General features: G+C 64.2%; 23 protein-coding genes and 1 pseudogene. 12 read left to right on the forward strand and 12 right to left on the reverse strand.

Annotation, left to right across the window (positions count from 1 at the left end; genetic code table 11):
- Positions 1-72 precede the first annotated feature (72 nt).
- Positions 73-432, forward strand: coding sequence for a hypothetical protein (locus IVB28_RS08540; protein WP_166468550.1), 360 nt, complete (start codon positions 73-75; stop codon positions 430-432).
- A gap of 95 nt (positions 433-527) precedes the next feature.
- Here IVB28_RS08540 and IVB28_RS08545 read toward each other — a convergent pair whose 3' ends face one another.
- Both IVB28_RS08545 and IVB28_RS08550 read right to left on the reverse strand, forming a co-directional pair.
- On the reverse strand, positions 528-1346 hold the full coding sequence (locus IVB28_RS08545) for a quinoprotein dehydrogenase-associated SoxYZ-like carrier (protein WP_247525633.1): 819 nt from the start codon (positions 1344-1346) through the stop codon (positions 528-530).
- A gap of 55 nt (positions 1347-1401) precedes the next feature.
- Complete coding sequence (locus IVB28_RS08550) at positions 1402-2328, reverse strand: quinoprotein relay system zinc metallohydrolase 2 (protein ID WP_247525634.1); 927 nt, start codon at positions 2326-2328, stop codon at positions 1402-1404.
- A gap of 127 nt (positions 2329-2455) precedes the next feature.
- Between IVB28_RS08550 and IVB28_RS08555 the strand changes: the two genes are divergently transcribed.
- Together IVB28_RS08555 and IVB28_RS08560 are read left to right on the forward strand one after the other, a co-directional pair.
- The gene (locus IVB28_RS08555) at positions 2456-3337 is read left to right on the forward strand and encodes a substrate-binding domain-containing protein (RefSeq protein WP_247525635.1); all 882 of its coding nucleotides are present in this window, start codon (positions 2456-2458) and stop codon (positions 3335-3337) included.
- Between the two features lie 10 nt (positions 3338-3347).
- Complete coding sequence (locus tag IVB28_RS08560) at positions 3348-3905, forward strand: PQQ-dependent catabolism-associated CXXCW motif protein (RefSeq protein WP_247525636.1); 558 nt, start codon at positions 3348-3350, stop codon at positions 3903-3905.
- A gap of 132 nt (positions 3906-4037) precedes the next feature.
- Here IVB28_RS08560 and IVB28_RS08565 read toward each other — a convergent pair whose 3' ends face one another.
- The 6 genes from IVB28_RS08565 to IVB28_RS08590 all read right to left on the reverse strand — a co-directional run bounded on the left by IVB28_RS08565 (position 4038) and on the right by IVB28_RS08590 (position 8878).
- Complete coding sequence (locus IVB28_RS08565) at positions 4038-4337, reverse strand: copper-binding protein (RefSeq protein ID WP_247525637.1); 300 nt, start codon at positions 4335-4337, stop codon at positions 4038-4040.
- A gap of 129 nt (positions 4338-4466) precedes the next feature.
- On the reverse strand, positions 4467-5075 hold the full coding sequence (locus IVB28_RS08570; protein ID WP_247528490.1) for a hypothetical protein: 609 nt from the start codon (positions 5073-5075) through the stop codon (positions 4467-4469).
- Positions 5075-5920: an ABC transporter permease gene (locus IVB28_RS08575; protein WP_247525638.1), complete on the reverse strand. Its 846-nt coding sequence runs from the start codon at positions 5918-5920 to the stop codon at positions 5075-5077. Before IVB28_RS08575 ends, IVB28_RS08570 begins: the two co-directional genes overlap by 1 nt.
- Positions 5917-6723 carry an ABC transporter ATP-binding protein gene (locus IVB28_RS08580; RefSeq protein WP_247525639.1) on the reverse strand — a complete coding sequence of 269 codons (807 nt, stop codon included), beginning with the start codon at positions 6721-6723 and terminating at the stop codon, positions 5917-5919. The genes IVB28_RS08575 and IVB28_RS08580 overlap by 4 nt, the downstream gene beginning before the upstream one ends.
- On the reverse strand, positions 6720-7712 hold the full coding sequence (locus IVB28_RS08585) for a YVTN family beta-propeller repeat protein (protein ID WP_247525640.1): 993 nt from the start codon (positions 7710-7712) through the stop codon (positions 6720-6722). Before IVB28_RS08585 ends, IVB28_RS08580 begins: the two co-directional genes overlap by 4 nt.
- Positions 7697-8878: an ABC transporter substrate-binding protein gene (locus tag IVB28_RS08590; RefSeq protein WP_247525641.1), complete on the reverse strand. Its 1182-nt coding sequence runs from the start codon at positions 8876-8878 to the stop codon at positions 7697-7699. Before IVB28_RS08590 ends, IVB28_RS08585 begins: the two co-directional genes overlap by 16 nt.
- Positions 8879-9004: 126 nt before the next feature.
- On the opposite strand from IVB28_RS08590, the gene IVB28_RS08595 reads away from it, so the two are divergent.
- On the forward strand, positions 9005-9508 hold the full coding sequence (locus tag IVB28_RS08595) for a DUF3280 domain-containing protein (protein ID WP_247525642.1): 504 nt from the start codon (positions 9005-9007) through the stop codon (positions 9506-9508).
- A 39-nt stretch (positions 9509-9547) separates the two neighbouring features.
- On the opposite strand, the gene fghA is transcribed toward IVB28_RS08595, so the two are convergent.
- Together fghA and IVB28_RS08605 are read right to left on the reverse strand one after the other, a co-directional pair.
- Complete coding sequence (gene fghA / locus IVB28_RS08600; RefSeq protein ID WP_247525643.1) at positions 9548-10393, reverse strand: S-formylglutathione hydrolase; 846 nt, start codon at positions 10391-10393, stop codon at positions 9548-9550.
- 74 nt (positions 10394-10467) lie between these two features.
- A complete protein-coding gene (locus tag IVB28_RS08605; protein WP_247525644.1) occupies positions 10468-11088 on the reverse strand; it encodes a response regulator transcription factor in 621 nt (206 codons plus the stop codon).
- A 195-nt stretch (positions 11089-11283) separates the two neighbouring features.
- Here IVB28_RS08605 and IVB28_RS08610 point away from each other — a divergent pair, with 195 nt between their 5' ends.
- The 8 genes and pseudogenes from IVB28_RS08610 (at position 11284) to IVB28_RS08645 (ending at position 20252) form a co-directional block, all read left to right on the forward strand.
- Positions 11284-12642 carry a histidine kinase gene (locus tag IVB28_RS08610; RefSeq protein ID WP_247525645.1) on the forward strand — a complete coding sequence of 453 codons (1359 nt, stop codon included), beginning with the start codon at positions 11284-11286 and terminating at the stop codon, positions 12640-12642.
- A gap of 162 nt (positions 12643-12804) precedes the next feature.
- Positions 12805-15276, forward strand: coding sequence for a TonB-dependent receptor (locus IVB28_RS08615; protein WP_247525646.1), 2472 nt, complete (start codon positions 12805-12807; stop codon positions 15274-15276).
- Positions 15277-15425: 149 nt separating this feature from the next.
- On the forward strand, positions 15426-15788 hold the full coding sequence (locus IVB28_RS08620; protein ID WP_247528491.1) for a hypothetical protein: 363 nt from the start codon (positions 15426-15428) through the stop codon (positions 15786-15788).
- Positions 15789-15928: 140 nt separating this feature from the next.
- Positions 15929-16096, forward strand: a complete 168-nt coding sequence (locus IVB28_RS08625) for a hypothetical protein (RefSeq protein ID WP_247525647.1) — start codon at positions 15929-15931, stop codon at positions 16094-16096.
- Positions 16097-16158: 62 nt separating this feature from the next.
- Positions 16159-16566 (forward strand): annotated as a pseudogene (locus IVB28_RS08630) (hypothetical protein).
- Between the two features lie 152 nt (positions 16567-16718).
- A complete protein-coding gene (locus IVB28_RS08635) occupies positions 16719-18176 on the forward strand; it encodes a GH1 family beta-glucosidase (RefSeq protein ID WP_247525649.1) in 1458 nt (485 codons plus the stop codon).
- Positions 18177-18438: 262 nt separating this feature from the next.
- Positions 18439-19671, forward strand: coding sequence for an acetyl-CoA C-acetyltransferase (locus tag IVB28_RS08640; protein WP_247525650.1), 1233 nt, complete (start codon positions 18439-18441; stop codon positions 19669-19671).
- 278 nt (positions 19672-19949) lie between these two features.
- The gene (locus IVB28_RS08645) at positions 19950-20252 is read left to right on the forward strand and encodes an HU family DNA-binding protein (protein ID WP_007601427.1); all 303 of its coding nucleotides are present in this window, start codon (positions 19950-19952) and stop codon (positions 20250-20252) included.
- Between the two features lie 72 nt (positions 20253-20324).
- On the opposite strand, the gene IVB28_RS08650 is transcribed toward IVB28_RS08645, so the two are convergent.
- Positions 20325-20480: a hypothetical protein gene (locus IVB28_RS08650; RefSeq protein ID WP_247525651.1), complete on the reverse strand. Its 156-nt coding sequence runs from the start codon at positions 20478-20480 to the stop codon at positions 20325-20327.
- Between the two features lie 5 nt (positions 20481-20485).
- Positions 20486-22891 carry an endopeptidase La gene (gene lon, locus IVB28_RS08655; RefSeq protein WP_247525652.1) on the reverse strand — a complete coding sequence of 802 codons (2406 nt, stop codon included), beginning with the start codon at positions 22889-22891 and terminating at the stop codon, positions 20486-20488.
- Between the last annotated feature and the right edge of the window lie 6 nt (positions 22892-22897).

Raw genomic sequence — 22897 nt, forward strand, 5'->3', positions numbered from 1 at the left:
TTCCTCTGACAGAATGCTTTTCAGGACAATACGCATAGCATAGCTTTGGTCGCAACCAGCGGGAGGATGCGCATGAAACTGGCCGGGCAGCTACGACCGATTGTCGCCGCATTGACGGTGCTGGCCGCGACGGCGTGCGTGGCGCGGGCCGAGGAAGCCAATGATTATCCCACGTCGGCGCGCGCGGAGTACGTCTATGGTTGCATGAAGGCCAATGGCGAGAGCCGGCAGTCGATCGAGCAATGTTCCTGCTCCATCGACGTGGTCGCCTCGATCGTCCCCTACGAGCGCTATGTTACCGCGGAGACCGCGCTCAGCATGTCGCAGGTGCGCGGCAATCTCGGCGTCCAGTTCCGCACCTCGGAGCAGGCGAACACGGCGGTGAATGATTTGAGGCGGGCACAGGCGGAAGCTGAGGTGAGGTGTTTTTAGTTTAGTGTGGTCATTCCGGGCGCGCGAAGCGCGAACCCGAATCTCAAGATTCCGGGTTCGGTCCTGTGGACTGCCCCGAAATGACAGTGTGACAACTAAGTCCCCGGCTTCTCCACATCCCACTCGTTGCGGAACACGTGTCCCTCCGTGTCCTTGGCCTCCGCGCGGAAGCGCTTGGCGCCGCTGGATACGTAGGTGAAACGCAGATTGGGATCTTCCGAGATCGAGATGCCGCCTTCCATCGACAGCACGGGGCTGTCGTCCTGCGTCAGCTTCAGCTGGTTGACGAAGAAGGCGGGAATATAGAGCTGCGTGACCTGGTCCATCTGCAGGCCGGAATTGTTGGGATGGCCGATCATGATCTGCGCTTCGCGGATACGGCTCGCGGGCGCCTCCTCGCGCGTGAACTGCCGGTAGCGCATCTGGCCGAGCCGGTTTTGCGCTTCCTCGGCGTTCTTTCCTGCCGGCGCCGAGCAGCCTCCCGAGGCCTTCACGTAGACTTTCGAGACATAGAGCTGGCCGTCGCTGAGCTCCGCCACCGCATGCACATCGGTGTAATTGTTGACGCGCACGCGCGTCGATATCTCGCTGACATTTGCGTCGGAGCCGAGCTCGAACTTCGCCGCCATCGGCGCCGGGTTACGGTCGATCACCAGCGTGATCGAACGGATCCGGCGGCTATCTGCCGGCGATAGCTTGCTGTGTAGAGTCACCGGCACGATCGCCGCGTCCTCCGCGCGATACGGCATCTCGATGCCGATGACGGCGCTGCCCTCATTCATCGGACGATTATTGAAAATGTCCTGCACCAGGCCCGGCCAGGGATCGTCGGCCTCTTCAGCCTGCGCCGGCACCGCGAAGGCGATGCCGAGCAGTGCGGCGATCAAGGGCAGGTGGCGTGTCCATCCCGTCATGGTCATGGTCCCGGGAGTCAGCGAAGCTGATCTCATGGCTATGATAGCGCGCCCGCTACTCCCATTCAATTTCCGAAAATGCTGCGGTTGCGTTACGAGCATTGTAGTCGCCGAACAGCTCCCAGCGCGCCCGCTCCTCAGCCGCCGCCTTGTCGGCAGCGGCTCGGATCGGCTCGCCGTTTTTGTTCAGCGCGCGCACGTCGGACAGCAGCGTTGACAGGTAACGCCGTTCATCGGTCAGCGCGGCAGGCCAGTCGCTCACGGGTCCGTGACCGGGAACGACGCGTTGCGCCGGAATGGCCTCCAATTCCTTCAACGTGTCAAGCCAGCCGCGGATGCTGCCGTCCATGACCGGAATGTGGCGGAGAAAGACGAGGTCGCCCCCGAACAAGGTCTTGGTCGTTTCGTCGTACACCGTGACATCGCTGTCGCTGTGCCCGGTCCGCCAGGCGCGCAAGGTCAGTTGGCGCGACCCGAGGTCAAGTGTCATCGTGTCCGAAACCAGCAGGGAAGGAGCAATGATCTTCACGGGATCTATCAACGCGCTGCCCATGATGCGACGAAAATTGTCGAGATAGTAGGGTCCGCGCGTCGCGAGCGCCTGCGGCAGCTTGCTATGGCCGACGAAGCTTGTATTTGCGGTGGCGAAGGCGGCGTTGCCGAAGACATGGTCGGGATGGCCGTGGGTGTTGATGACATAGCGGATCGGCTTGGGGGTGCGGGCCCGCACGGCAGCCAGCAGGGCCTCGCCTTCGCGTAAGCTGCCGCCGGTATCGATGACAGCCACGGCATCAGCGCCCACGATGAAGCCGACATTGGCGATGTCGCCCTCGTTCTCGCGGGTCATCAGGGCAATGGCCCCGGAGTGTACGAAGATTCCCGTTGCGACTTCGCTCACAGGCAATTCGGCCGCCCTGGCCCATGCTAGCGTTGCTATCCCCAGCAGGGACAAGGCTGCGATCACTCGAGCGCTGCGAGACACTTTTCCGCCTCAGTTTAAAGGGTTTGCTGCATTGCACTGCAACAAAGCGAAGCCAGCGAAGTCTGGCAAAACATGGCGCATCATGCGTTGCATGGATAGCATTCAAACAAAACGAGGAGGAAGCGGGATGACGGAGCTCGGACGACATCGTCGCTGGTTGTTTTCATTGTGGGTTCTGGTTGGATCCTGTGCGCTCGGTGATGTCGCCGTCGCGCAGACGAACGAGGCCGGCGATCTCTCATTCGAGCTGGTTGATCCCAAGGTGCTGCGCGTCTGCGCCGATCCACGCAATCTGCCGTTCTCGAACGAGAAGGGCGAGGGGTTCGAGAACAAGCTGGCCGAGCTGTTTGCCGACAAGCTCCAGAAGAAGCTCGACTACGTCTTCTTCCCGCAGGCTACCGGCTTCGTGCGGATGACGCTGGGTGCGCATCGCTGCGACGTCATCATGGGCTTTCCGCAAGGCGATGACGTCGTGCAGGGTACCAATCCCTATTACCGCACGACCTATGCGCTGGTCGCCAAGGCCGGCAGTGGGCTCGAGGATGTCGACACACTGGAAGACTCGCGCCTCAAGGGCAAGCATCTCGGTATCGTCGCCGGCACCCCGCCCGCGACCAACATGGCGTTGGCCGGCCTGATGGGCGATGCAAAGCCCTATCCGCTGATGGTCGACACGCGCTACGACAATTCGGCGCAGGCCATGATCGACGATCTCACTGCCGGCAAGATCGACGCCGGCGTGCTGTGGGGTCCCATGGCCGGCTACTACGCGAAGAAGGTCGGCTCGCTTCACGTCACGCCGCTGGTGAAGGAAACCACGGGGCCGAAGCTGGTCTATCGCATCGGAATGGGCGTGCGTCCCGCCGACCAGAACTGGAAGCGGCAGCTCAACAAGCTGATCCAGGAAAACCAGGCCGAGATCAACAAGATCCTGGTCGACTTCGGCATACCGTTGCTCGACGAGAGCAATCGGCCGCTCAGTGCGGAGACGGCCAAGAAGACACCATGAGGTAGACGCCATGAGGCGACCTCTTGCCGCTGCGCTCGTCGCTGCCCTGCTGGCGGCGCCGGCTCTGGCGCAGCAGCAGGAGCCGTTCGAGCCTGAGGGTTATCGCGCCGACAATTATCGCGCGCCGGTGCCGGCAACGCTCGCCGGTGCGCGGGTGCTCTCTACAGTGGAAGCGGAAGCGATCTGGCGCGCCAGAAGCGGTGCATTCATCAACGTGCTGCCGCGCCCGCCGAAGCCGAAGAATCTCCCGGAGGGCACGGTGTGGCGCGATGCGCCGCGCAGGAACATTCCGGGCAGCATCTGGCTGCCGGATACCGGCTACGGCTCTTTGCCGCTGGCGATGGAGGATTATTTCCAGCGCGGGCTCGCGCGTGCCTCGCGCGGCGACAAGGCCGCGCTGGTGGTGATCTATTGCCTCGCCGACTGCTGGATGTCCTGGAATGCCGCCAAACGCGCGCTCGACTATGGCTATTCCAACATAGCCTGGTACCCCGACGGCACCGACGGCTGGGAGCGTGCCAAGCTCCCCACCGAGGAGGCAAAGCCGGAGGCGCGGCCGGAGCAGTGAACGTCTTGACGAAAGGCGCGCAGCCACTCCTCGTCATTGCGAGCGCAGCGAAGCAATCCAGGGTCTTTCCGCGGAGGGACCCTGGATTGCTCCGTCGCTTCGCTCCTCGCAATGACGATGTGAGACCCAGCCCTACTGCTTCTGCAACTTCGTCAGCGTGCCGGTACCGTTATTGTCGGTCGCCGAATAGTTCACCCGGTCGCCGGCATGAACGGCGTCCAGCATCGCGGCATCTTTGGTTTTGTACTCCTGGAGCGCGCCTGCACTGCCAGTGCTGGCGCCGACCGTGCCCTTCTGCGTCTGCTGGATCGAGATCGTGCCGTTGAGCCGATCGATCCGCATGACCGTTCCGGTCAGGTCGTCAGCAAGGACGCTGGTTGCGAGCAAGCTGAGGGCCACAGCGCCCGCATAGATCAATCTTGTGGTTCCCATCGAGGCCTCCCGACGTCTTGGAGTTCACTTCGACAAGCCATCCTAGATCGATTTGGTTCCGTCGGATAGCCGGGCAAAGGTTAACCGGGCTGGTGCGGGAACCTGTCGAGAGCCGTCGGCAGGCGAGCGCTATTCCATTTCCTGCTGGATCACGCGGCCGAGCGCGAACAGGCGCTGGTCAATCGTGGTTGGAACCTCGCAGACGAATCGCACCACCTTGTTGCGGTCTTCGAAAATGCGGGTCTTCCAGATCAGCTCGTTGCCGAGCGCCTCGACCTTGGCCTCGTCACGCGGCGTGGCGCCCTGAAGCGCCTGGAGCTGAATTGTCTCCTCGCGGATCTTGTCGGCGGCCTCGCGCTGCTTGCGGCTGACTCGCTCGAGCCCGCTCATGACCTGCGTACGCTGGGCGTTGAGCGTATCGAACAGGCCGGCGAACAGCAGCTTGGCATTCGCAGTCTTGTCGGCAGAAGAGGCGGCCAAGAAGTCCTTCACCGACTTCTCGGCCTCGTCCATCGGCGTCTTGCGCGCCGACAGTTTTGCGACCAGTGCCGTGATTTTCGTGTCGTTCTTCCATTTGGTCTCGGCATCGTCGAGCGCAGGACCAGCCCAGACGGCGGCGAGCGAAATCTCCGGCACCTTGGCCTGCGTGCAGGGCCAGTTCGGGTAGCGCGGATCGGCCGCGCGGGCGACCGTGCCCGACAGCGCGAGCGCCAGAACAGCCATGGCCAGAACCTTCATCATTCGCCTCCTGGGGGCCCCCGTCGCGCCAGTCCACGCGAGGGATCATAGGCCCAAATCGCGCCGATCATGAAAACGACTGTGCAAGCCGCGACCACCGCGAGCGAGATCCAGTTGATCTGCCCGTAGAGTGCAAAACGTACCAGCTCGACCGCATGGGTGAACGGATTGACCTCGCACAGATAGTACAGATAAGGGCTGCCCTCCTGCACCCGCCAGAGCGGATAGAGCGCGGAGGAGGCGAAGAACATCGGGAAAATCACGAAATTCATCACGCCGGCGAAGTTCTCCAGCTGCTTGATGCCGGAGGAGATCAGCATGCCGAGCGAACCCAGCATCAGCCCCGACAGGATCAGCGCCGGCAGCACGGTGAGATAGCCCGACGACGGCGGGGTGATGTCCCAGAACCAGGCGATCAGGAGGAACGCATAGACCTGGAGTAACGACACCGCGGTGCCCGCCAGCAACTTGCAGAACAGGAGAAATCCGCGGGGCAGCGGGCTCACCAGCAACGTGCGCATGTTGCCCATCTCGCGGTCATAGACCATCGAGAGCGAGGACTGCATGCCGTTGAAGAGCTGGATCATCGCCATCAAGCCGGGCGCGATATAGACCTCGTAGAGGATGTAGGTCTCGTAAGGCGGGATGATGGAGATGCCGAGCACTTGGCGGAAGCCGGCGGCGAAGATGAACAGCCACACCAGCGGCCGCACCAGCGCCGAGACGAAGCGCTCGCGCTGATGCAGGAAGCGCAAGCCCTCGCGCCAGACGATGCCGGTGAGGCACGTCATGTACTCGGCGGCCGAGAAGCCGCGCGGCGCCTCACGCGTGGTGATGCTGCTCATGCGCCGCCTCCCGGCATGGTTTGCGCGCCGGTCAGGCGCATGAAGGCGGTGTTGACGTCCTGTGCGCCGGCCTCCGTGATGACGCGGCTCATCGGCCCCTGCGCCAGCACCTTGCCCTGGTGCAGCACCACGAGGTCGTCACTGGGCACGATCTCGTCGAACAGGTGCGTAGCCCAGAGCACGCCGATGCCTTGCTCCGTCACGAGTTGGCGGACCTGACTGATGATGTCGGCGCGCGCCTTGACATCGAGGCCGACGGTCGGCTCGTCGAGGAGCAGCAGCCGAGGCCGGTGCAGCAGCGCGCGGGCGATCTCGAGCCGCCGCATCTGCCCGCCCGAGAGATCGCGCACCTTGCTGCCGGCGCGGTCTTCGAGCCCGATGCGGCCGAGCAGATCGGCGCTGCGCGCGGCGGCTTCGCGGCGGCTGATGCCGTGGAGCGCGGCGTGATACAGCAGGTTCTGCGTCAACGACAGGTCGAGATCGAGCGTACGCGGCTGGAACACGACCCCTAACAGCCGCAGCGCCTCGCCGGGGCTCTTGCTGATGTCGTGGCCGAAAATGCCGACGCGACCGGACTGGATGCCGAACAGGCGCGTGATCAGCGAGAACAACGTGCTCTTGCCGGCGCCGTTGAGCCCGAGCAGGGCCGTGAAGCTCGCGGGCTGCACGTTGAAAGAGACGTCGATCAACGCCCGTCGCGGCCCATAGACATGGCTGACACCGTCGATCGACAGCGCCGGCGCCGGGGTCGGTACTAGCCTCGCCGCCTCCTGTGGTTCGGGAATTGCAGCAGGGCTGGTCATGGCGCGATCGTGATGCCCCAGGGCAGTTCGCCCACCTGAATGGTCTTGATCACCTTTTGCGCGGCGACGTCGATGACGGAAACGTCGTTCGACACGCCATTGGTGGTGAGCAGGTATTTCTCATCGGGCGTGAACGCCATGTGCCAGACCCGTTGCCCCACCAGCAGATATTTCGTCACCTTGCGCGTGGCGACATCGACCACGGCAATGCGGTTGGCCGGCCCGAGCGCGACGAAAGCGGTCTTGTCGTCCTTGGTCATGCCGATGCCGACCGGCTGGATCGCCTCCTTCCGCAGGCCCGGAATCTCGAACGTAACCTTGCCGATCACCTCGTGCTTTTTCGGGTCGATCACCGAGACGGTGCCACCGATCTCGGAGGAGATCCACACTTCCGACGAGTCGTGCTTGAACTCGGCAAAGCGCGGCCGGGCATCCACCAGCACGTTGGCGACGATCTGGCGCGACGAGGTGTCGATGAAATGCGCCATGTTGGTCGTTTCCGACGTGTTGATCAGCGTCTTGCCATCAGGGCTGATGGTCATTCCCTCCGGCTCGACGCCGACCTGGATATCGCCGAGCCGCGTCCGCTTCTCGAGGTCGATCACGGTCACCGTGTTGTCGTTCTCGTTGGCGACATAGAGGATCTTGCCGGCGGCGTCCTGCGCGAACAATTCCGGGTCGGGCCCGGAGGGCAGGCTGTCCACCACGGTCTGCGTCTTGGCGTCAATCATCTGGATGGTGTCGTCGTCGCCGACCGCGACCATCACGAACTTGCCGTCGCGCGTGAAATCGATGCCGCGCGGACGCTGGCCGACCTTGATGGTCTTGGTCACGGTCCAGCTGTCGGTGTCGATCACGCTCACGGTGTTGCTCTTTTCGTTCGAGACATAGGCGATGAACGCATGCGCGGGCGCTGTCCCCAGCACCAGTCCGGCGAGAAGCCCCATACGCCCCATGCGCAACATTCGCGTCCTCATTTCAGCTTGCATTTGCTCTCCGGGCGATCATAGCCGAGCGTGTCGAGCTCGGAGACCTGGTGCAGGAATCCCTCCTGAGGCGACACCGACACCACCATGCGGCCGTCGACCAAGAGGATCGGCTGGCGCAGCTGCAGATTCCAGTCGCGCAAGGTCAATCGCGTGCCCTTGAAGGCGGCGACCGAGAAGTCCGGGCCCTTGATGAAGTCGGTCACTTTCTTCACGTCGCCGGAATTGGTGCGCGAGGTGGCCTCTCCAATCATGCGGGCCGCGGTCCAGGCCTGCATGTCCAGCGCCGTCATCCGCCGGGAATTCAGCTTCATGAAGCGGTTCTGCATCTGGATTGCGCCCCACTGGTCCTGCGCCGCGTCCCAGCTGCGCGGTACGAGCCCGGCCGAGCCCGCGACGGGCCGCGGATCCCAGGTGCGATAGGGCAGATAGGCGCCGAACACCTCGCTCTCGTCGGCGGCGACCAGCACGTCGTAAGCGGGCGCGGCCTGCGTGAACACCGGCATCTGGCGCTGGATCAGCGTCACGCCGCTATCGGTGCGGCGGGCGCCGCCCTTGTCCTCGAAGTTGCGCTCCTGCACGATCTTGGCACCGAACCGCGCGGCTGTGCGCCGGAGCGCATCCGCGAACAGCTTGTCTTGGTCGTGCGAGCCGACCACGAGCAGCCAGCGTGACCACTTCTTCCAAACCAGATATTGACCGAGCGCATCGGCCAGCATCGCGCGCGTCGGCGCGGTATGGATCACATTGGCGCGGCAATCGGCCTCGCGCAGCCGCTCGTCGGTTGCCCCCGCATTGAACAGCAGCGTGCCGCGGTCGCGCAGGGCGTCGGCCACTTTCAGCAGCGCATCGGCGGGCAGGTCGGCGATGATGAAGCCGTTCTTCTCCGCCAGCGCGGTCGCGGCCTGCACAGGGTCCTCGCCCTCCTTGATGCGGCGCTCTTCCAGCGCGAAGCGCTGATCCAGAAATTTTCCAGTGGTGTTGTTGTCCTCGATCGCGAGCCGCGCGCCGGCGAGGCCGTCATTCTCCGCGGGCTGCTCGACCAGCGACAGCGTCGATCGGCTAGCAGCGACGCCGAGATAGCCGACGCCGATCAGGGCAGGCTCCGCCGCGAGCGCGCTCGTCGCAGCGAGACCAAAGCCGATCAGACCGGCCAACCATCGGATCATGTTTCCTCCAGGCGTTCTCTCCCGCTTGACCGCCGGTAGAGAATTGTCTCTGCTAAAGCATGACCAATTTGTCAGGGCATGCAACCCCGCATTTCGTCCCCGCGCACGAGCACTGGAATCACGATCATGCGAGCGCTGATATGTTTCGCGGCTTTGCTGTTGACGGGCTCGGCCGCGCGCGCCGACCCGCCGAAACTCGCGGTGTTCGATTTTGAATTGATCGATACTAGCCTGCCCGGCGAGTTCTACGGCTCGAAGCCGGAGGAGACGCGGCTCGAGCTAATCAGCGAGCAGTTGCGCAAGGCACTGGCTGAGTCAGGCCGGTTCCAGCTGCTCGACATCGCGCCGATCCGGGATGCCGCCCGTCGCAGCAATTTACAGGCCTGCGGCAACTGCGATCTCCAGCTGGCCGGACAGTTAGGCGCTGACCTCGAGATCACCGGCACGGTGCAGAAGGTCTCGAACCTGATCATCAACCTCAACATCTATCTGCGCGACGTGAAGACCGGCACCATGATCACTGCGGCGAGCGCCGACATGCGCGGCAACACGGATGAAGCCTGGACGCGCACGATGAGCTACCTGATCCGCAACCGCTTGCTGGCGCCGAATTACGGCAAGCCAGAGTAGGGGGAGCTCTTACCCTGCCTCCAGGGAGGGTAAGAAAGATCACCCCTTCAGCTTCTCCGCATGCCAGTGCAGATGGTCGCCTATGACGGTCGAGATGAAATAATAGCTGTGATCGTAACCCGCCTGCCGTCGCAGCGTCAGCGGGATGCCCGCCTTGGTGCAGGCGGCTTCAAGCAGCTCCGGCTTGAGCTGCTCTTTGAGGAAGTTGTCGGCCTCACCGACATCGACCAGGAAGCCGGAAAACTTCGCGCCGTCCTCGATCAGCGCCACCGTGTCGTGGCCGCGCCAGGCGTCCTTGTTCACCCCGAGATAGCCGGTCAGCGCCTTGATGCCCCAAGGCACGAGCGAGGGCGCCACGATCGGTGCGAACGCGCTCGCGGCGCGATAGCGGTGCGGGTTGCGCAGCGCCACGGTCAGCGCGCCGTGACCGCCCATCGAATGCCCCATCATCGATTGCCGCTTGGCGTCAACCGGAAAGTTCTCGGCGACCAGCTTCGGCAGTTCGTCGGTGACATAGCTCCACATCCGATAATTGCGCGCGAACGGCGCCTGCGTCGCATCGACATAGAAGCCGGCGCCCAGGCCGAAATCATACGCGTTGTTGGCATCACCGGGCACGTCGGCGCCGCGCGGTGAGGTGTCGGGTGCGACGAAGATCAGGCCAAGCTCGGCGCAGGCTTTGCGGAATTCGCCCTTTTCGGTGACGTTGGCATGGGTGCAGGTGAGGCCCGACAGATACCAGACCACCGGCAGCCTGGCGCCGTCGGCATGCGGAGGAACATAGACCGAGAACACCATGTCGGTTCCGGTCGCCTGGCTCGCATGGCGATAGACACCCTGCACGCCGCCGTAGGATTTGTTCGTCGAGACAGTCTGAATCGTCATGCCCTAGCTCCAGTGGCATCTCACCACATCAATATTGCAACGCTTGTGTGACCGGATTTGTGGCAGCCGCCGCGTCAGGCAACGCCGCTGGCGATCGCGAGCCGCACCAGCTCGACCGAGGTCTTCACCCCGAGCTTCTGGCGCATGATGGACGAGGTGTTGGCGACCGTCTTGTACGACGACTGCACCAGCCAGGCGATCTCCGACAGGCTCTTTCCGGCGCTGAGCAGCCGCAGGATCTCCATCTCGCGCGCGTTCAGCTTGGACAGAGGACTTTGCGCCAGCGCAGGTCCTGCAAAGGCGATGCTGCGCGCGATCGCGCTCGGCAAGTACGTGCCGCCGCCGCCGACGGCGCGGATCGCCTCGACGAGATCGTCCGGATCGCCGGTCTTGGAGACGTAGCCCTTGGCGCCGCATTCGATCGCTCGCGCGGCAAAGGCCGGGTCGTCGTTCATGCTGAACATGATGATGCGGGCCTCGGGCGCGCGCTCGAGGATGCGGCGCGCGAGCTCGAATCCGGAGACGGTCGGCAAGTTGATGTCGATGATGCAGAGGTCAGGGCGTTCGACGATGAAGACGCACTCGCCGTCTTCGGCGTCGGCGGCCTCCAAAATCTCGATCTCGCCCTCGTCCGCCAGCACGGCGCGGCAGCCGGAGGCCACAATGGGATGATCGTCGACGATCAGAATGCGCATAGGCGTTTCCCTGTGACAGCGCCAGCCTGTTGTCGCGCCGCATGCTACCGAACATGGAGCCGTGCGCGTCTCATGTCGCCTCATGCAACCCGGCCGGGATTGCTGTACGCTTCCGATTAGATATCCGGCGCTTCGCCTCTGTCAACGTCATCGGGCAGGCGGGGGCCAAAGCTTCGCGGGGAACGAGCGATACCAATGTGGCAAAATCTATCCTTGCGCGGGCGCATCAACCTGTTGCTGGCGCTGCTGCTCGCCCTGGGGCTCGCCGTCAATATCGGCCGCCAGGTCGCGGAGGCCGGACCGCGGGTGCAGGCCGAGGATCAGAGCGTGATCCGGCTCGCGCGCGAGTTCATCGAGATGATCGTGGCCGACCTCAACGAGGCGCCCGATCCGGATGCCAGGCTGAACCAGATCGCGCGCGACCTCAGCCGTCTGCGCCATGTCAGCATCACGCTCCGTGATGCCGGCGGTAATCCGCAGACGCCGCCCCGGCTTGACACCGATGCCGACACGCGCGGGCCGCCGGCCTGGTTCGTCAGCCTGGTTCATCCCGAGCAGACCGCGGTGAGCGTGCCGGTCTCGATCCATGGCAGGCCCGGCTCGCTCCTGATCACCTCGCATCCGGATGACGAGATCGCCGAGATCTGGGACGGCATCGTGACCCAGCTCGAGGTCGGCTCGGTGATCGCGCTGGCGCTGTTTTTCCTGATGATGAATGTGGTCGGCCGGGCGCTGGCACCGCTGCAGTCGCTGGCGGAGGCCATGGGGAAGCTCGAAGGCGGACATTACGAGGCCCGTGTCACGCCGGGCGGCGCGCCGGAGCTCGCCGCGATCTGCACCAAGCTCAACCACCTGGCCGCAACGCTTCATGAGGCCGTCGAGGACAAGCGCCGCCTCGCCGAGCGAGCGGTGTCGCTCCAGGACATCGAGCGCAAGGAGATCGCCCGCGAGCTCCATGACGAGTTCGGGCCGTATCTGTTCTCGCTGCGCGCGCATGCCGGCGCGCTGGCCAAGCAGGCGGATGGGCGCGTCCCGAGTGCGGAGGCCGTGCGAAAACATGGCAGCGCTATGCTGGAGCAGATCAACGCGCTGCAGCAGTTCAATCGTCGCGTGCTAGAACGCCTCCGGCCCGTCGGCCTCGCCGAGCTCGGCCTGCGTCAGGCGCTGGAATCGCTTTCGCGGCTGTGGCGGGAGTCGCATCCCGATGTCGCGATAGAGACCGTGATCTCGCCGTCGCTTGGGGTCACCGGCGAGACCGCCGACCTCACCATCTACCGCATCGTGCAGGAGGCGCTCACCAATGTGTTCCGCCATGCCGGCGCGACCTCGGTCAATGTTGTCATCGAGCCGGTGGAGCAGATGACGCACGACGGTCGCTTTTGCGCCCGGGTGCGGGTCAGCGACAATGGCCGCGGCATGGAGCCGGGTCAGAAGCTGGGCTTCGGCCTCGTCGGCATGCGCGAGCGAATTCTGGCGCTGGGCGGCACGCTCGACGTCATCTCCGGCGACGGCGGACTGACCGTCGAGGCGCTGGTTCCAACGGCGGCTGCCTGAGCGCGCCCGAAGTGATCGGGAAAAATTCCCGATTTGGTCGGGAGAAAGGGAGCCGATATTGCCCGACCTTTTGTGGCTGGCGCACCCGATGTGGCCGAATACACTCGTCTCGACCAATCGGCGAAGAGCAAAACAGCCGATGGTCACGGATGGGAAGGCGGGATGGGCAAGGTTGTTTCGTTCAAGCGTGGTTTGTTGATGGTCTCGGTGTCGACTGGTCTGGTCTCAGGGCTGGTGTTCGCCAGCCCCGCCGGGGCCGCGCCAGACGAGGAAACCAATGTCCAGAATCTGCCGCCGGTCGAGGTGACGGCGCCGCCGCCGTCGCTGGCGAGGCGTAGCGCGCCGACGCGGCCGGTCGCGCGCATCGGCGCCGCGTCGTCCGCCAGTCCCCGGACGCGCATCTACGTCTACCCGACTGCGCCGGGCACCGGCAGAGGTCTCGATGTCGACAAGGTGCCGTCGGCGATCAACGCCGTCGATCCGAACCAGATCAGGCGCACCGGATCGCTGAACATCACCGACGCGCTGCGCGACAACATCGCCGGCGTCAACATCACCGAAGTCACCGGCAATCCGTTCCAGCCGGATGTCGAATTCCGGGGCTTCGTCGCTTCGCCCGTAACGGGCACACCGCAAGGCCTTGCCGTGTATCAGAACGGCGTCCGCATCAACGAAGCCTTCTCGGATGCCGTCAATTGGGACCTGATCCCGACCGCCGCAATCAGGTCGGTGACGCTGGTGACCAACAATCCCGCCTTTGGCCTCAACGCGTTGGGCGGCGCGCTCAATCTGCAAATGAAGGACGGTTTTACCTATCAGGGCGCCGAGATCGACGTGATGGGCGGCTCGTTCGGCCGCATCCAGGGCTCGGCGCAATGGGGGAAGCAGGTCGACAAGAACTATGGTGTCTACGCCGCGCTGGAAGGCCTGCGCGACGACGGCTTCCGCAATTTCTCCCAATCGACCGTACGGCGCTTTTACGGGGACGTCGGCTACAAGGCAGGTGACAGTGAATTCCACGCCAATATGGGCGTCGCCAAGAACGATTTCGGCGCCAGCGCCACGGTTCCCGCCGAGCTGCTCGACAAATATTGGGGTGCGACCTACACCACGCCGCAGACCACGTCCAACCGCGTCGGCTATCTCAATCTAACGGGCAAGGCCGATCCGACGCCGACCTGGACGCTGGAGGGCGCCGCGCATGTGCGCAGGTACGAACAGAGGCTGGTCGACGGCAATCCGACCGACACGCAGGAATGCGCGGTTGTGGGGCTGCTGTGCTTCGGCGACGATGCGACGCCGGCGAATGGCACGAACGGCGCGCAGCTCGTCAATCCGTTTCCGTTGGGAACCATCCTGGGCGAGATCGATCGGAGCACGATAAGTTCGACCAGCTTCGGCGTGTCAGGGCAGGCCACCAACACCGATCAATTGTTCGGGCACGACAACCGCTTCGTAATCGGCGCGAGCTATGACGCTGGCGTCACGCGCTACAACGCCACCGCCGAGATCGGCTCGATCGGGGAAAACTACCTCGTCAGCGGCAGCAGCCTCTTCCTGGGGCCGACCGGCCAGCCGACGACAGTCGCCGGTCCCGTCTCGCTGCGGACCGTCAATCAATATAACGGCCTATATGCGATGGACACGTTCAACGTAACGGACGCCTTCGCCGTTACGGGTGGCGGCCGCTTCAACGTGGCGCGGATTTCGTTAGAGGACCAGCTCGGGACCGATCTCAACGGCGATCATACCTTCACCCGCTTCAATCCGGTGATCGGCGGCACCTACAAGATCACGCCGGAGCTGACCGCCTATGCCGGCTATTCCGAGGCCAACCGTGTGCCGACACCGCTCGAGCTCGGCTGCTCCGATCCGGCCCGTCCGTGCCTCCTTGCGGCCTTTCTGGTCTCCGACCCGCCGCTCAAGCAGGTCGTCTCCAAGACCGTGGAAGCCGGCTTCCGCGGCACCAAGGAGCTGAACATCGGCACCCTCGGCTGGAAAATCGGCGGCTTCCGCGCCACCAACCATGACGACATCGTCGCGGTCCCCGTGGTCGGGCGAACCGGCTTCGGCTATTTCTCCAATGTCGGCCGGACCAGGCGACAGGGCTTCGAGGCCGAAATCAACATCAAGTCGCCCACGCTCCAGTTCCAGGCGAGCTACGCCTTCGTCGACGCGCGCTTTCTCGATCCGCTCGAGCTCGGATCCGAAAGTCCATTTGCCGATCCGGCCACCGACACCATCCAGGTCAGGCCCGGCAACCAGCTCCCCGCGATCCCGCGCCATCGTGTCAAGGTCGGTATCGACTATGCCGTGACCGACGTCTGGAAGGTCGGCGGCAATGCGCTGTTCGTCTCCAGCCAGTATCTGGTTGGCGACGAGTCGAACCAGTACACCAAGCTGCCGTCTTATACGGTGTTCAATCTCCACACCTCTTATCAGGTGACGAAGAACATCCAGCTCTACGGCAAGATCGACAACATCTTCGACAAGCGCTACGCGACCTATGGACAATTCTTCGACAGGGGAGCCCTGCCCAACTTCACCAATGGCGGCAACGACTTCACCGACCCGCGCTCGCTCAGCCCTGCACGGCCGCGTGCATTCTATGCGGGGATGCGGGTGACGTTCTAGGCACGGGTACCGCGTCTGTAGGACTCGGCGCGTTCTGCAGTCATTCAGGCGAGCTGCCGGAAGTTCCGGCACCCAGCGGGGAGGCGGGAAGCTGCGCCCATTGTTCTGCGATGGCGTTCGCTGAACTTGCAGAATATTCCGCCTCCGGCATGATGGCTTCGGAGGCCTGCCTTACCGTGTCGTTGAAGAATCCCGATGCCGTCGCTTCGATCGTTTCAGCGCTTCGACATGCCTACGGTGACGAGATCGCCCGACTTATGCTCGTCGAGGGCATGAGCCTCGCCGACTTGATCGATGCGATGTTTTCCGGGCCCCTGGCGCATCGCGAGGCCGTTCGGGATATTACCGACGCATTGGACGATTTTGTCATTTCACCGGAGCTGGGTCTGATGTGGCACCTCAGGTACATCTATGAAGACGAGCCCGGCTCCCTGCACGTCGTGGACATGGAGATCGCCACGCCGGATGGCACGCTGGCAAGCAAGGACGTCTGGCTTCGGCTGTCCTCTTGAGCGAGAGGCCGCCCCTGGGATGATTTGGCTCCGCTCCGCGCGGCGTTGTCTTTACCAATCAGAAACCATGTCAAATGATCCGAAAATTTTAACGAAACCGCTCGGGGATCTCCGCGTCAGTTTGTCGGAGGGCCGGTGTGATGACAGAGCGCCAGTTGAGAGAGCGGGAATGCCAGATCGCGCGTTATCGGCGTTTGGAGCGGGAGGTTACGGATCCGCTCGCCGCGTGTCTGCTTCACGGCATCGTCGAGGAGCTTGAAGCCGAGCTGCGCAAGCAGCGGCCGGAATGGCACGGGCCGCGTGATTAACGCTTTCTTTGCGCTAATCATGCGGATTATCGTGGGGGAATGTCAGGGGAGACGGCGCTCCCATGCTGAAGGACGGGAGGTATGCGGCGTGGTACAAGACGCCGCTCAACCAGGGCACCGGGATCGTCCATGTCGCGGACGGACAGATTTAGGGCCGTGACAGCCTGATGACCTATCGCGGCTCCTGTCAGGTCGACGGAGATCGCTTCACCGCCACCGTGTCGACGAAGCGTCATACCGACGGACGGGCAACGGTGTTCGGCGTAGACCACGAGCTCATTTTGGATATCGAGGGAAACTGCCCCGGCAAGATCGCGACTTACACCGCGACGGCGCAGCAAGTGCCGGGAATGGTCCTCCAGGGAACGCTCGTTCTCACCGAACAGCAGCCGCCGGCACATGAACGGGCCGAGCCGCGCCCTGCGTTCAATCCCGGCAAGCTGCCAAAGTTGCCGAAGCGCTCGCGCTGATCACGGAAGTCAGCGCGTCGGCTGGCCCGCATCCATATGTCGCGCCCCAGACCGCGCAATTCTGCATCCGGCATTCCCTCAAGCTTGCTTCTCAAACCGCCCTGGACTCGCCATTGTGCGCCCGCAACAGCTCGGAAAGCGGAGGAGCATCAATGTCGGACAAGGTCTCGCGTCGCCGGTTCGCGAAAATCGCAGGGCTGTCCGCCGCCGGTTTGACCGGTCCGCTCGATGCAGCAAAGGCCAAACCGGCAGCGGCGCCGCGCGGCGGCTTTCCGGCGGGCTTCGTCTGGGGCACGGCGACCTCGTCCTACCAGGTCGAGGGCGCGGTCAACGAGGACGGGCGAGGGGCCTCGATCTGGGACAAGTTCGTGCGCATCCCCGGCAAGATCGAGGACGGCACCACCGGCGACCGCGCCAATGAGCATTATCACCGCTATAAGGAGGATATCGCGCTCATCAAGGCGCTCGGCTGCAAGGCCTATCGCTTTTCGGTGGCTTGGCCGCGGCTGTTTCCGGACGGCGACGGCAGGCCGAACCCGAAGGGGCTCGACTTCTATAACCGGCTCATTGACGAGCTCCTGAAGAACGGCATCGAGCCGTGGCTGACGCTTTATCATTGGGACCTGCCGCAATCGCTTCAGGATCGCTTCGGCGGCTGGCGCTCGACTGAAACCTGCAAGATCTTCGGCGACTACGCCGCCTATGTCGCAAAGCATCTGACCGACCGCGTCAAAAACGTCTTCACGCTAAACGAGAGCGGCCGCTTCGTCTATTTCGGTTACGGCATCGGGATCGACGCTCCGGGATTGACGCTGCCGCAGGCCGAGGTCAACCAGATCAGGCACAACAGCGCGCTGGCGCACGGGCTCGCGGTGCAGGCGGTGCGCGCCCATGGTCGGCGCAAGACCAAAGTGGGGCCGGCGGAGAACATCGATGCGTGCGCGCCCGCGATCGATACGCCGGAGAACGTCCGCGCCGCCGAGATCGCGCTGCGCGAAATGAATGCCGGCTATCTCAACGTCATCATGACGGGGCGCTATACCGACGCTTTCCTGAAATTCGCCGGGCCGACCGCGCCGAAATTCACCGATGCGGAGCTGAAGATCATCTCCTCGCCGGTCGATTTTCTCGGCCTCAACATCTATGCGCCGCAGAACTACGTGGTGGCCTCCGACCAGGGCGCGGGCTTCATGCCGCTGCCGATTCCGAAATCGTTTCCGCACATGAATTCGGACTGGCTGCGCGTCGGGCCCGAGACGCTCTATTGGGTACCGAAGCTGGCGGCGAAGATATGGAAGACGGATGCGATCTATATCAGCGAGAACGGCGCGTCCGGCGACGACGTCGTAACGCCGGACGGCAAGATTTACGACACCGACCGCATCATGTATCTGCGCAACTATCTCGCCCAGCTCCAGCGCGCCACCAGCGAGGGCGTGCCGGTGCGCGGCTATTTCCTCTGGAGCCTGATGGACAATTTCGAGTGGGTGTATGGGCTCAACAAGCGTTTCGGATTGTATCACGTCAATTTCGACACCCAGGTCCGCACGCCGAAACTCAGCGCCAGTTTCTATCGCAACGTGATCGCAAAGAACGCCGCGGGGGCGTAGCGGCGGGATCGGTCGTCATGGCGCGGGCTTGTCCCGCCTGCGCGGCCGAAGCCGCTTCGGCGAGGCGAAGGCCCGGGCATCTTTCTCAGTGCGGCGTGGCAATGCGTGGATGGCCGGGGGCCCGGCCATCACGTCGTGGAGGCTTTCAGCGCTAACCGCGCAGCGGAAAATCCACGTGAGAATCGGCAAACGCCGCGCATTGACTCTCCTCTCCGCCTTATTCAGAACCGTCCTCAACACTCTCAACAGGAGGACAACGCCAATGGCTGACGCGCTGATCATCGATGCCTGCCGGACCCCGCGCGGCGTCGGCAAGGCCGGCAAGGGAGCGCTGTCGGGCATTCATCCGCAGCAGCTGGGCGCAACCGTGCTGCGCGCGCTCGCGAGCCGCACCGGCATCAATACGGCCGACGTCGACGACATCGTCTGGGGCTGCAGCGCGCAGGTGGCGACGCAGGGCGGCGATCTCGGCCGGATGTCGGCGCTCGATGCCGGCTATGACGTGCGCGCCAGCGCCGTGACGCTCGACCGCTTCTGCGGAAGCGGCATCACCAGCGTCAACATGGCGGCCGCCTCGATCATGGCAGGCGCGGAAGACCTCGTCATCGCCGGCGGCTGCGAGATGATGTCGATGGAGGGACGCCGCGGCTCCGGCCCGATGATGATGGACAACGGCAATCTGCGCCTGCGCGCGCGGCATCCGCAGTCGCATCAGGGCGTCTGCGCCGACGCGATCGCGACGATGGAAGGCATCAGCCGAAGGGATGTCGACGCGCTCGGACTGGAAAGCCAGAAGCGCGCAGCGCATGCCATTGCGAACGGGCACTTCAAGAGGAGCCTCGTGCCCGTCCACCGCGAGGACGGCAGCCTCGCGCTCGACCACGAGGAGTATCCGCGGCCGCAGACCACGATGGAGGGCCTCAGCAGCCTGAAGCCGGCATTCCCCGCGGTCGCCGACTACGCCCTCGACGACAAGGGCACAACCTATCGCGGCCTGATCCTGCAGGAGTACCCGGACCTGAACATCGACTTCGTGCACCACGCCGGCAACTCCTCGGGCGTCGTCGATGGTGCCGCCGCGATCCTGCTGGCCTCGCCCGCTTACGCCAGGGCGCATGGCCTTAAAGCCCGCGCCCGTGTCGTCGCGATGGCGAACATGGGGGACTCGCCGACCCTGATGCTGAACGCGCCGGTGCCGGCCACGCGCAAGGTGCTGGCGAAGGCGGGCCTGACCATTGATGACATCGACCTGTTCGAGATCAACGAGGCCTTTGCGGTGGTGGCGGAAAAATATATCCGCGACCTCAAGCTCGACCGCGCCAAGGTCAACGTCAATGGCGGCTCGATCGCCCTCGGCCATCCCATCGGCGCCACCGGCTCGATCCTGATCGGCACCGTGCTCGACGAGCTCGAACGGCGCGATCTCAAGCGTGGTCTCGTCACCATGTGCGCCGCCGGCGGCATGGCGCCCGCCGTCATCATCGAGCGCATCTAGCCTTATTTTCCAGGGTGAAACGCGACCGGCCTCATACAAGAGGCCGGTCGTCGCTTGTCGAAAGCAGCGAATCAGCTTTAGCAGGCTGCGTGCGGGCCTTTGAAACAAGGCAAAATCCGCTGCCTGAGGCTTCTCCCGCTCCGGAAGTAGCTAAAAAGCAGGGTTTTTTGCCGCAGAGGGCCAAAAAAGCCCGTAAAACCGCGACAAAACTGTGCAGAAGGCTATAGGCCTTCGCCGGTTGGTCTAATATGCAGCCGTCACGAATCAGAGGAGACACGATGGCAACCCAAATGTCCAAATCGCAGCTGATCGAAAAGATTGCGACCACCACCGAGCTTTCCAAGCGCGACGTCAAGAGCGTCATGGAGACGCTGACCGACGTCGGTCACAAGGAGCTCAAGAAGAACGGCCTGTTCCTGGTGCCGGGATTCGCCAAGTTCGTGGTCATCAAGAAGCCCGCGACCAAGGCACGCAAGGGCACCAACCCGTTCACGGGTGAAGAGATGATGTTCAAGGCCAAGCCGGCCCGCAAGATCGTCCGCGCCCGTCCGGTCAAGGCCGCCAAGGACGCGGTGGGCTAACGAGGCAAAGGGCCCCCTTGGGTAGAGGGGGCCTTTTGTTTGGGGCAGCCGCGAGGACTTGAGACGGAGGGCTCAACCCTTGCGGCGCTTCACCCTGATAGGAATGGGTTGAAGCTGCGGCCCGGGCGCCGCCAGCGCATCGCGAACCCCGTCGATCGCGCGATCGAGCGACTGGCGCAGCCGCTGCGTTGCCGTCGCATCCTTCGCTTTTTCCAACAGTTTGTTCATCGCAGTCACTCCGCCGCTTCGACCTTCGCGTCGACTTGCGCATGGGCTTGGGCCTCGACCGGCTCGAGCGCCGCGGCGATGGCTTCGTCGACGCGCTCCAGCCAGATGAATTCGAGGTTGTCCCGCGCGCTCTTCGGGATGTCGTCATAGTCCCGCTTGTTGCGCGCCGGCAGCATCACCCGCTTCAGGCCGGCGGCCGCGGCTGCGACCACCTTCTCCTTGATGCCGCCGACCGGCAGCACCAGGCCGCGCAGCGAGATCTCGCCGGTCATTGCGGTGTCGCTGCGCACCGTGCGGTTGGTGAGCAGGGACGTCAGCGCCGTGAACATCGCAACGCCCGCGCTCGGCCCGTCCTTCGGAGTTGCCCCCGCCGGGACGTGAACGTGGATGTCGCTCTTCTCGAACAGCGACTGGTCGATGCCGAGCTGCGGCGCTTTGCTCTTCACCAGCGTCAGCGCAGCCTGCACGCTCTCGCGCATGACCTCGCCGAGCTGGCCGGTCAGGATCATCCCGCCCTTGCCAAGGACACGAGACGCTTCGATGAACAGGATATCGCCGCCAACAGGCGTCCAGGCAAGGCCGGTGGCCACGCCCGGAATGCTGGTGCGCTGTGCGATCTCGCCTTCGAAGCGCGGCTGGCCGAGCACGGTGGCGATGTCCTTCGGCGTCACAACGACCTTGGCAGCCGTGCCCTCGGCGACCTGCACCGCGGCATGCCGGAACAGCTTGCCGACCTCGCGCTCGAGGTTACGCACGCCGGCTTCGCGGGTGTAACCCTTGACCACCAGCTTCAGCGCCTCCGGCTCGATCTCGGCCTGCTCCGCCGAGAGGCCGTTGGCCTCGAGCTGCCGCCGCACCAGATAGCGGCGCGCGATCTCCAGCTTCTCGTCCTCGGTGTAGCCGGTGAGGCTGATCAGCTCCATGCGGTCCAGCAGCGGACCGGGGATCTGGTCGAGCATGTTGGCGGTCGCGATGAACACCACGCGCGACAGGTCGAAGGGCACGCCCAGGTAATTGTCCCGGAATGTCCCGTTCTGCTCGGGGTCGAGCACCTCAAGCATGGCAGCCGATGGATCGCCCTGCACGCCGCGGCCCATCTTGTCGATCTCGTCCAGCATCATGACGCAGTTGCGGCTGCCCGCCTTCTTGATGCCCTGGATGATGTTGCCCGGCAGCGCGCCGATATAGGTGCGCCGGTGACCGCGGATCTCGGCCTCGTCATGCACGCCGCCCAGGCTGACGCGCACGAAGGGGCGGTCCATCGCACGCGCGATGGATTGGCCGAGCGAGGTCTTGCCGACTCCAGGCGGGCCGACGAAGCACAGGATCGGCGCCTTGCCTTGCGGCGCGAGCTTGCGCACCGCCAGATATTCGATGATCCGGCTCTTGATCTTCTCCAGGCCGAAATGGTCTGCATCCAGAATGGCTCGGGCCTCCTTGATGTCGATCGGCTTCTCCGCGGGCAGGGCCCAGGGCAGCTCGATCAGCCAGTCGAGATAGGTACGGACCATGCCGGCTTCGCCGGCGGCCTCAGGCATCCGTTCGTAGCGGCGCAGCTCCTTCTTGGCGTGCGCGTCTGCCTCGGGAGGCATGTTGGCCTTGGCAATGGCAGACGTCAGCTCGGCGACCTCGGCCGCCTTGCCGTCGCCTTCGCCGAGCTGGCGCTGGATGGTCGCCATCTGCTCGCGCAGGATCGCCTCCCGCTGCCGCTCGTCGAAGCTGGCGCGAGTCTTCTGGCCGATTTCGTTGGAGATGCGCAGCACCTCCAGCCGCTCGGCCAGATGCTTCGACACCTTCTCGACGCGCAAGGCGAGGTCGATGGTCTCAAGCACCTCCTGCTTGTCCTGCGGCTTGATGTCCATGAACGAGGTCGCCAGATCCGCCAGCGCGCCGGGCGCGGTGGTGCCCTGGAACATGGCCGCGAGCTCGGGCGGGGCCTGCGGCAGCAGCTCGATCGCCTCGATCGCCTGGCGCTGCAGATTAAGCGCGCGCGCCTCGATCTCGGGCGATGTCGTGGTGGGCTCGGGGATCTGCTGGATACGCGCAGCCGGGAATGGCGTTCCCGGCAGGAAGTCGAGGATGCGCGCGCGCTGCACGCCCTGGCAGACGATGTGGTGGGTGCCGTCGGGCGCGGTGATGTAGCGCACGATGTTGGCGATGGTCGCAACCCGGTAGAGGTCGTCCGGTCCGGGCTCCTCGATCTCGGGGCTGCGTTGCAGGACGATGCCGACCGGCCGCTGCTCGCGCAGCGCCTGCTGTGCGGCGGCGATCGACTTGGCACGGCCGATCGTGATCGGGGCGATGGCGCCGGGGAACAGCACCATCTCGCGCACGGGGATGACGATCAGCGCGTCGTCGGGGATCTTCACTTCGTTATTGTTCTGTTCGTTGTTCATCTGTTCGGTGGCCATGATCGA

This window comes from Bradyrhizobium sp. 199 (assembly GCF_023073355.1).
Lineage (GTDB): Bacteria > Pseudomonadota > Alphaproteobacteria > Rhizobiales > Xanthobacteraceae > Bradyrhizobium.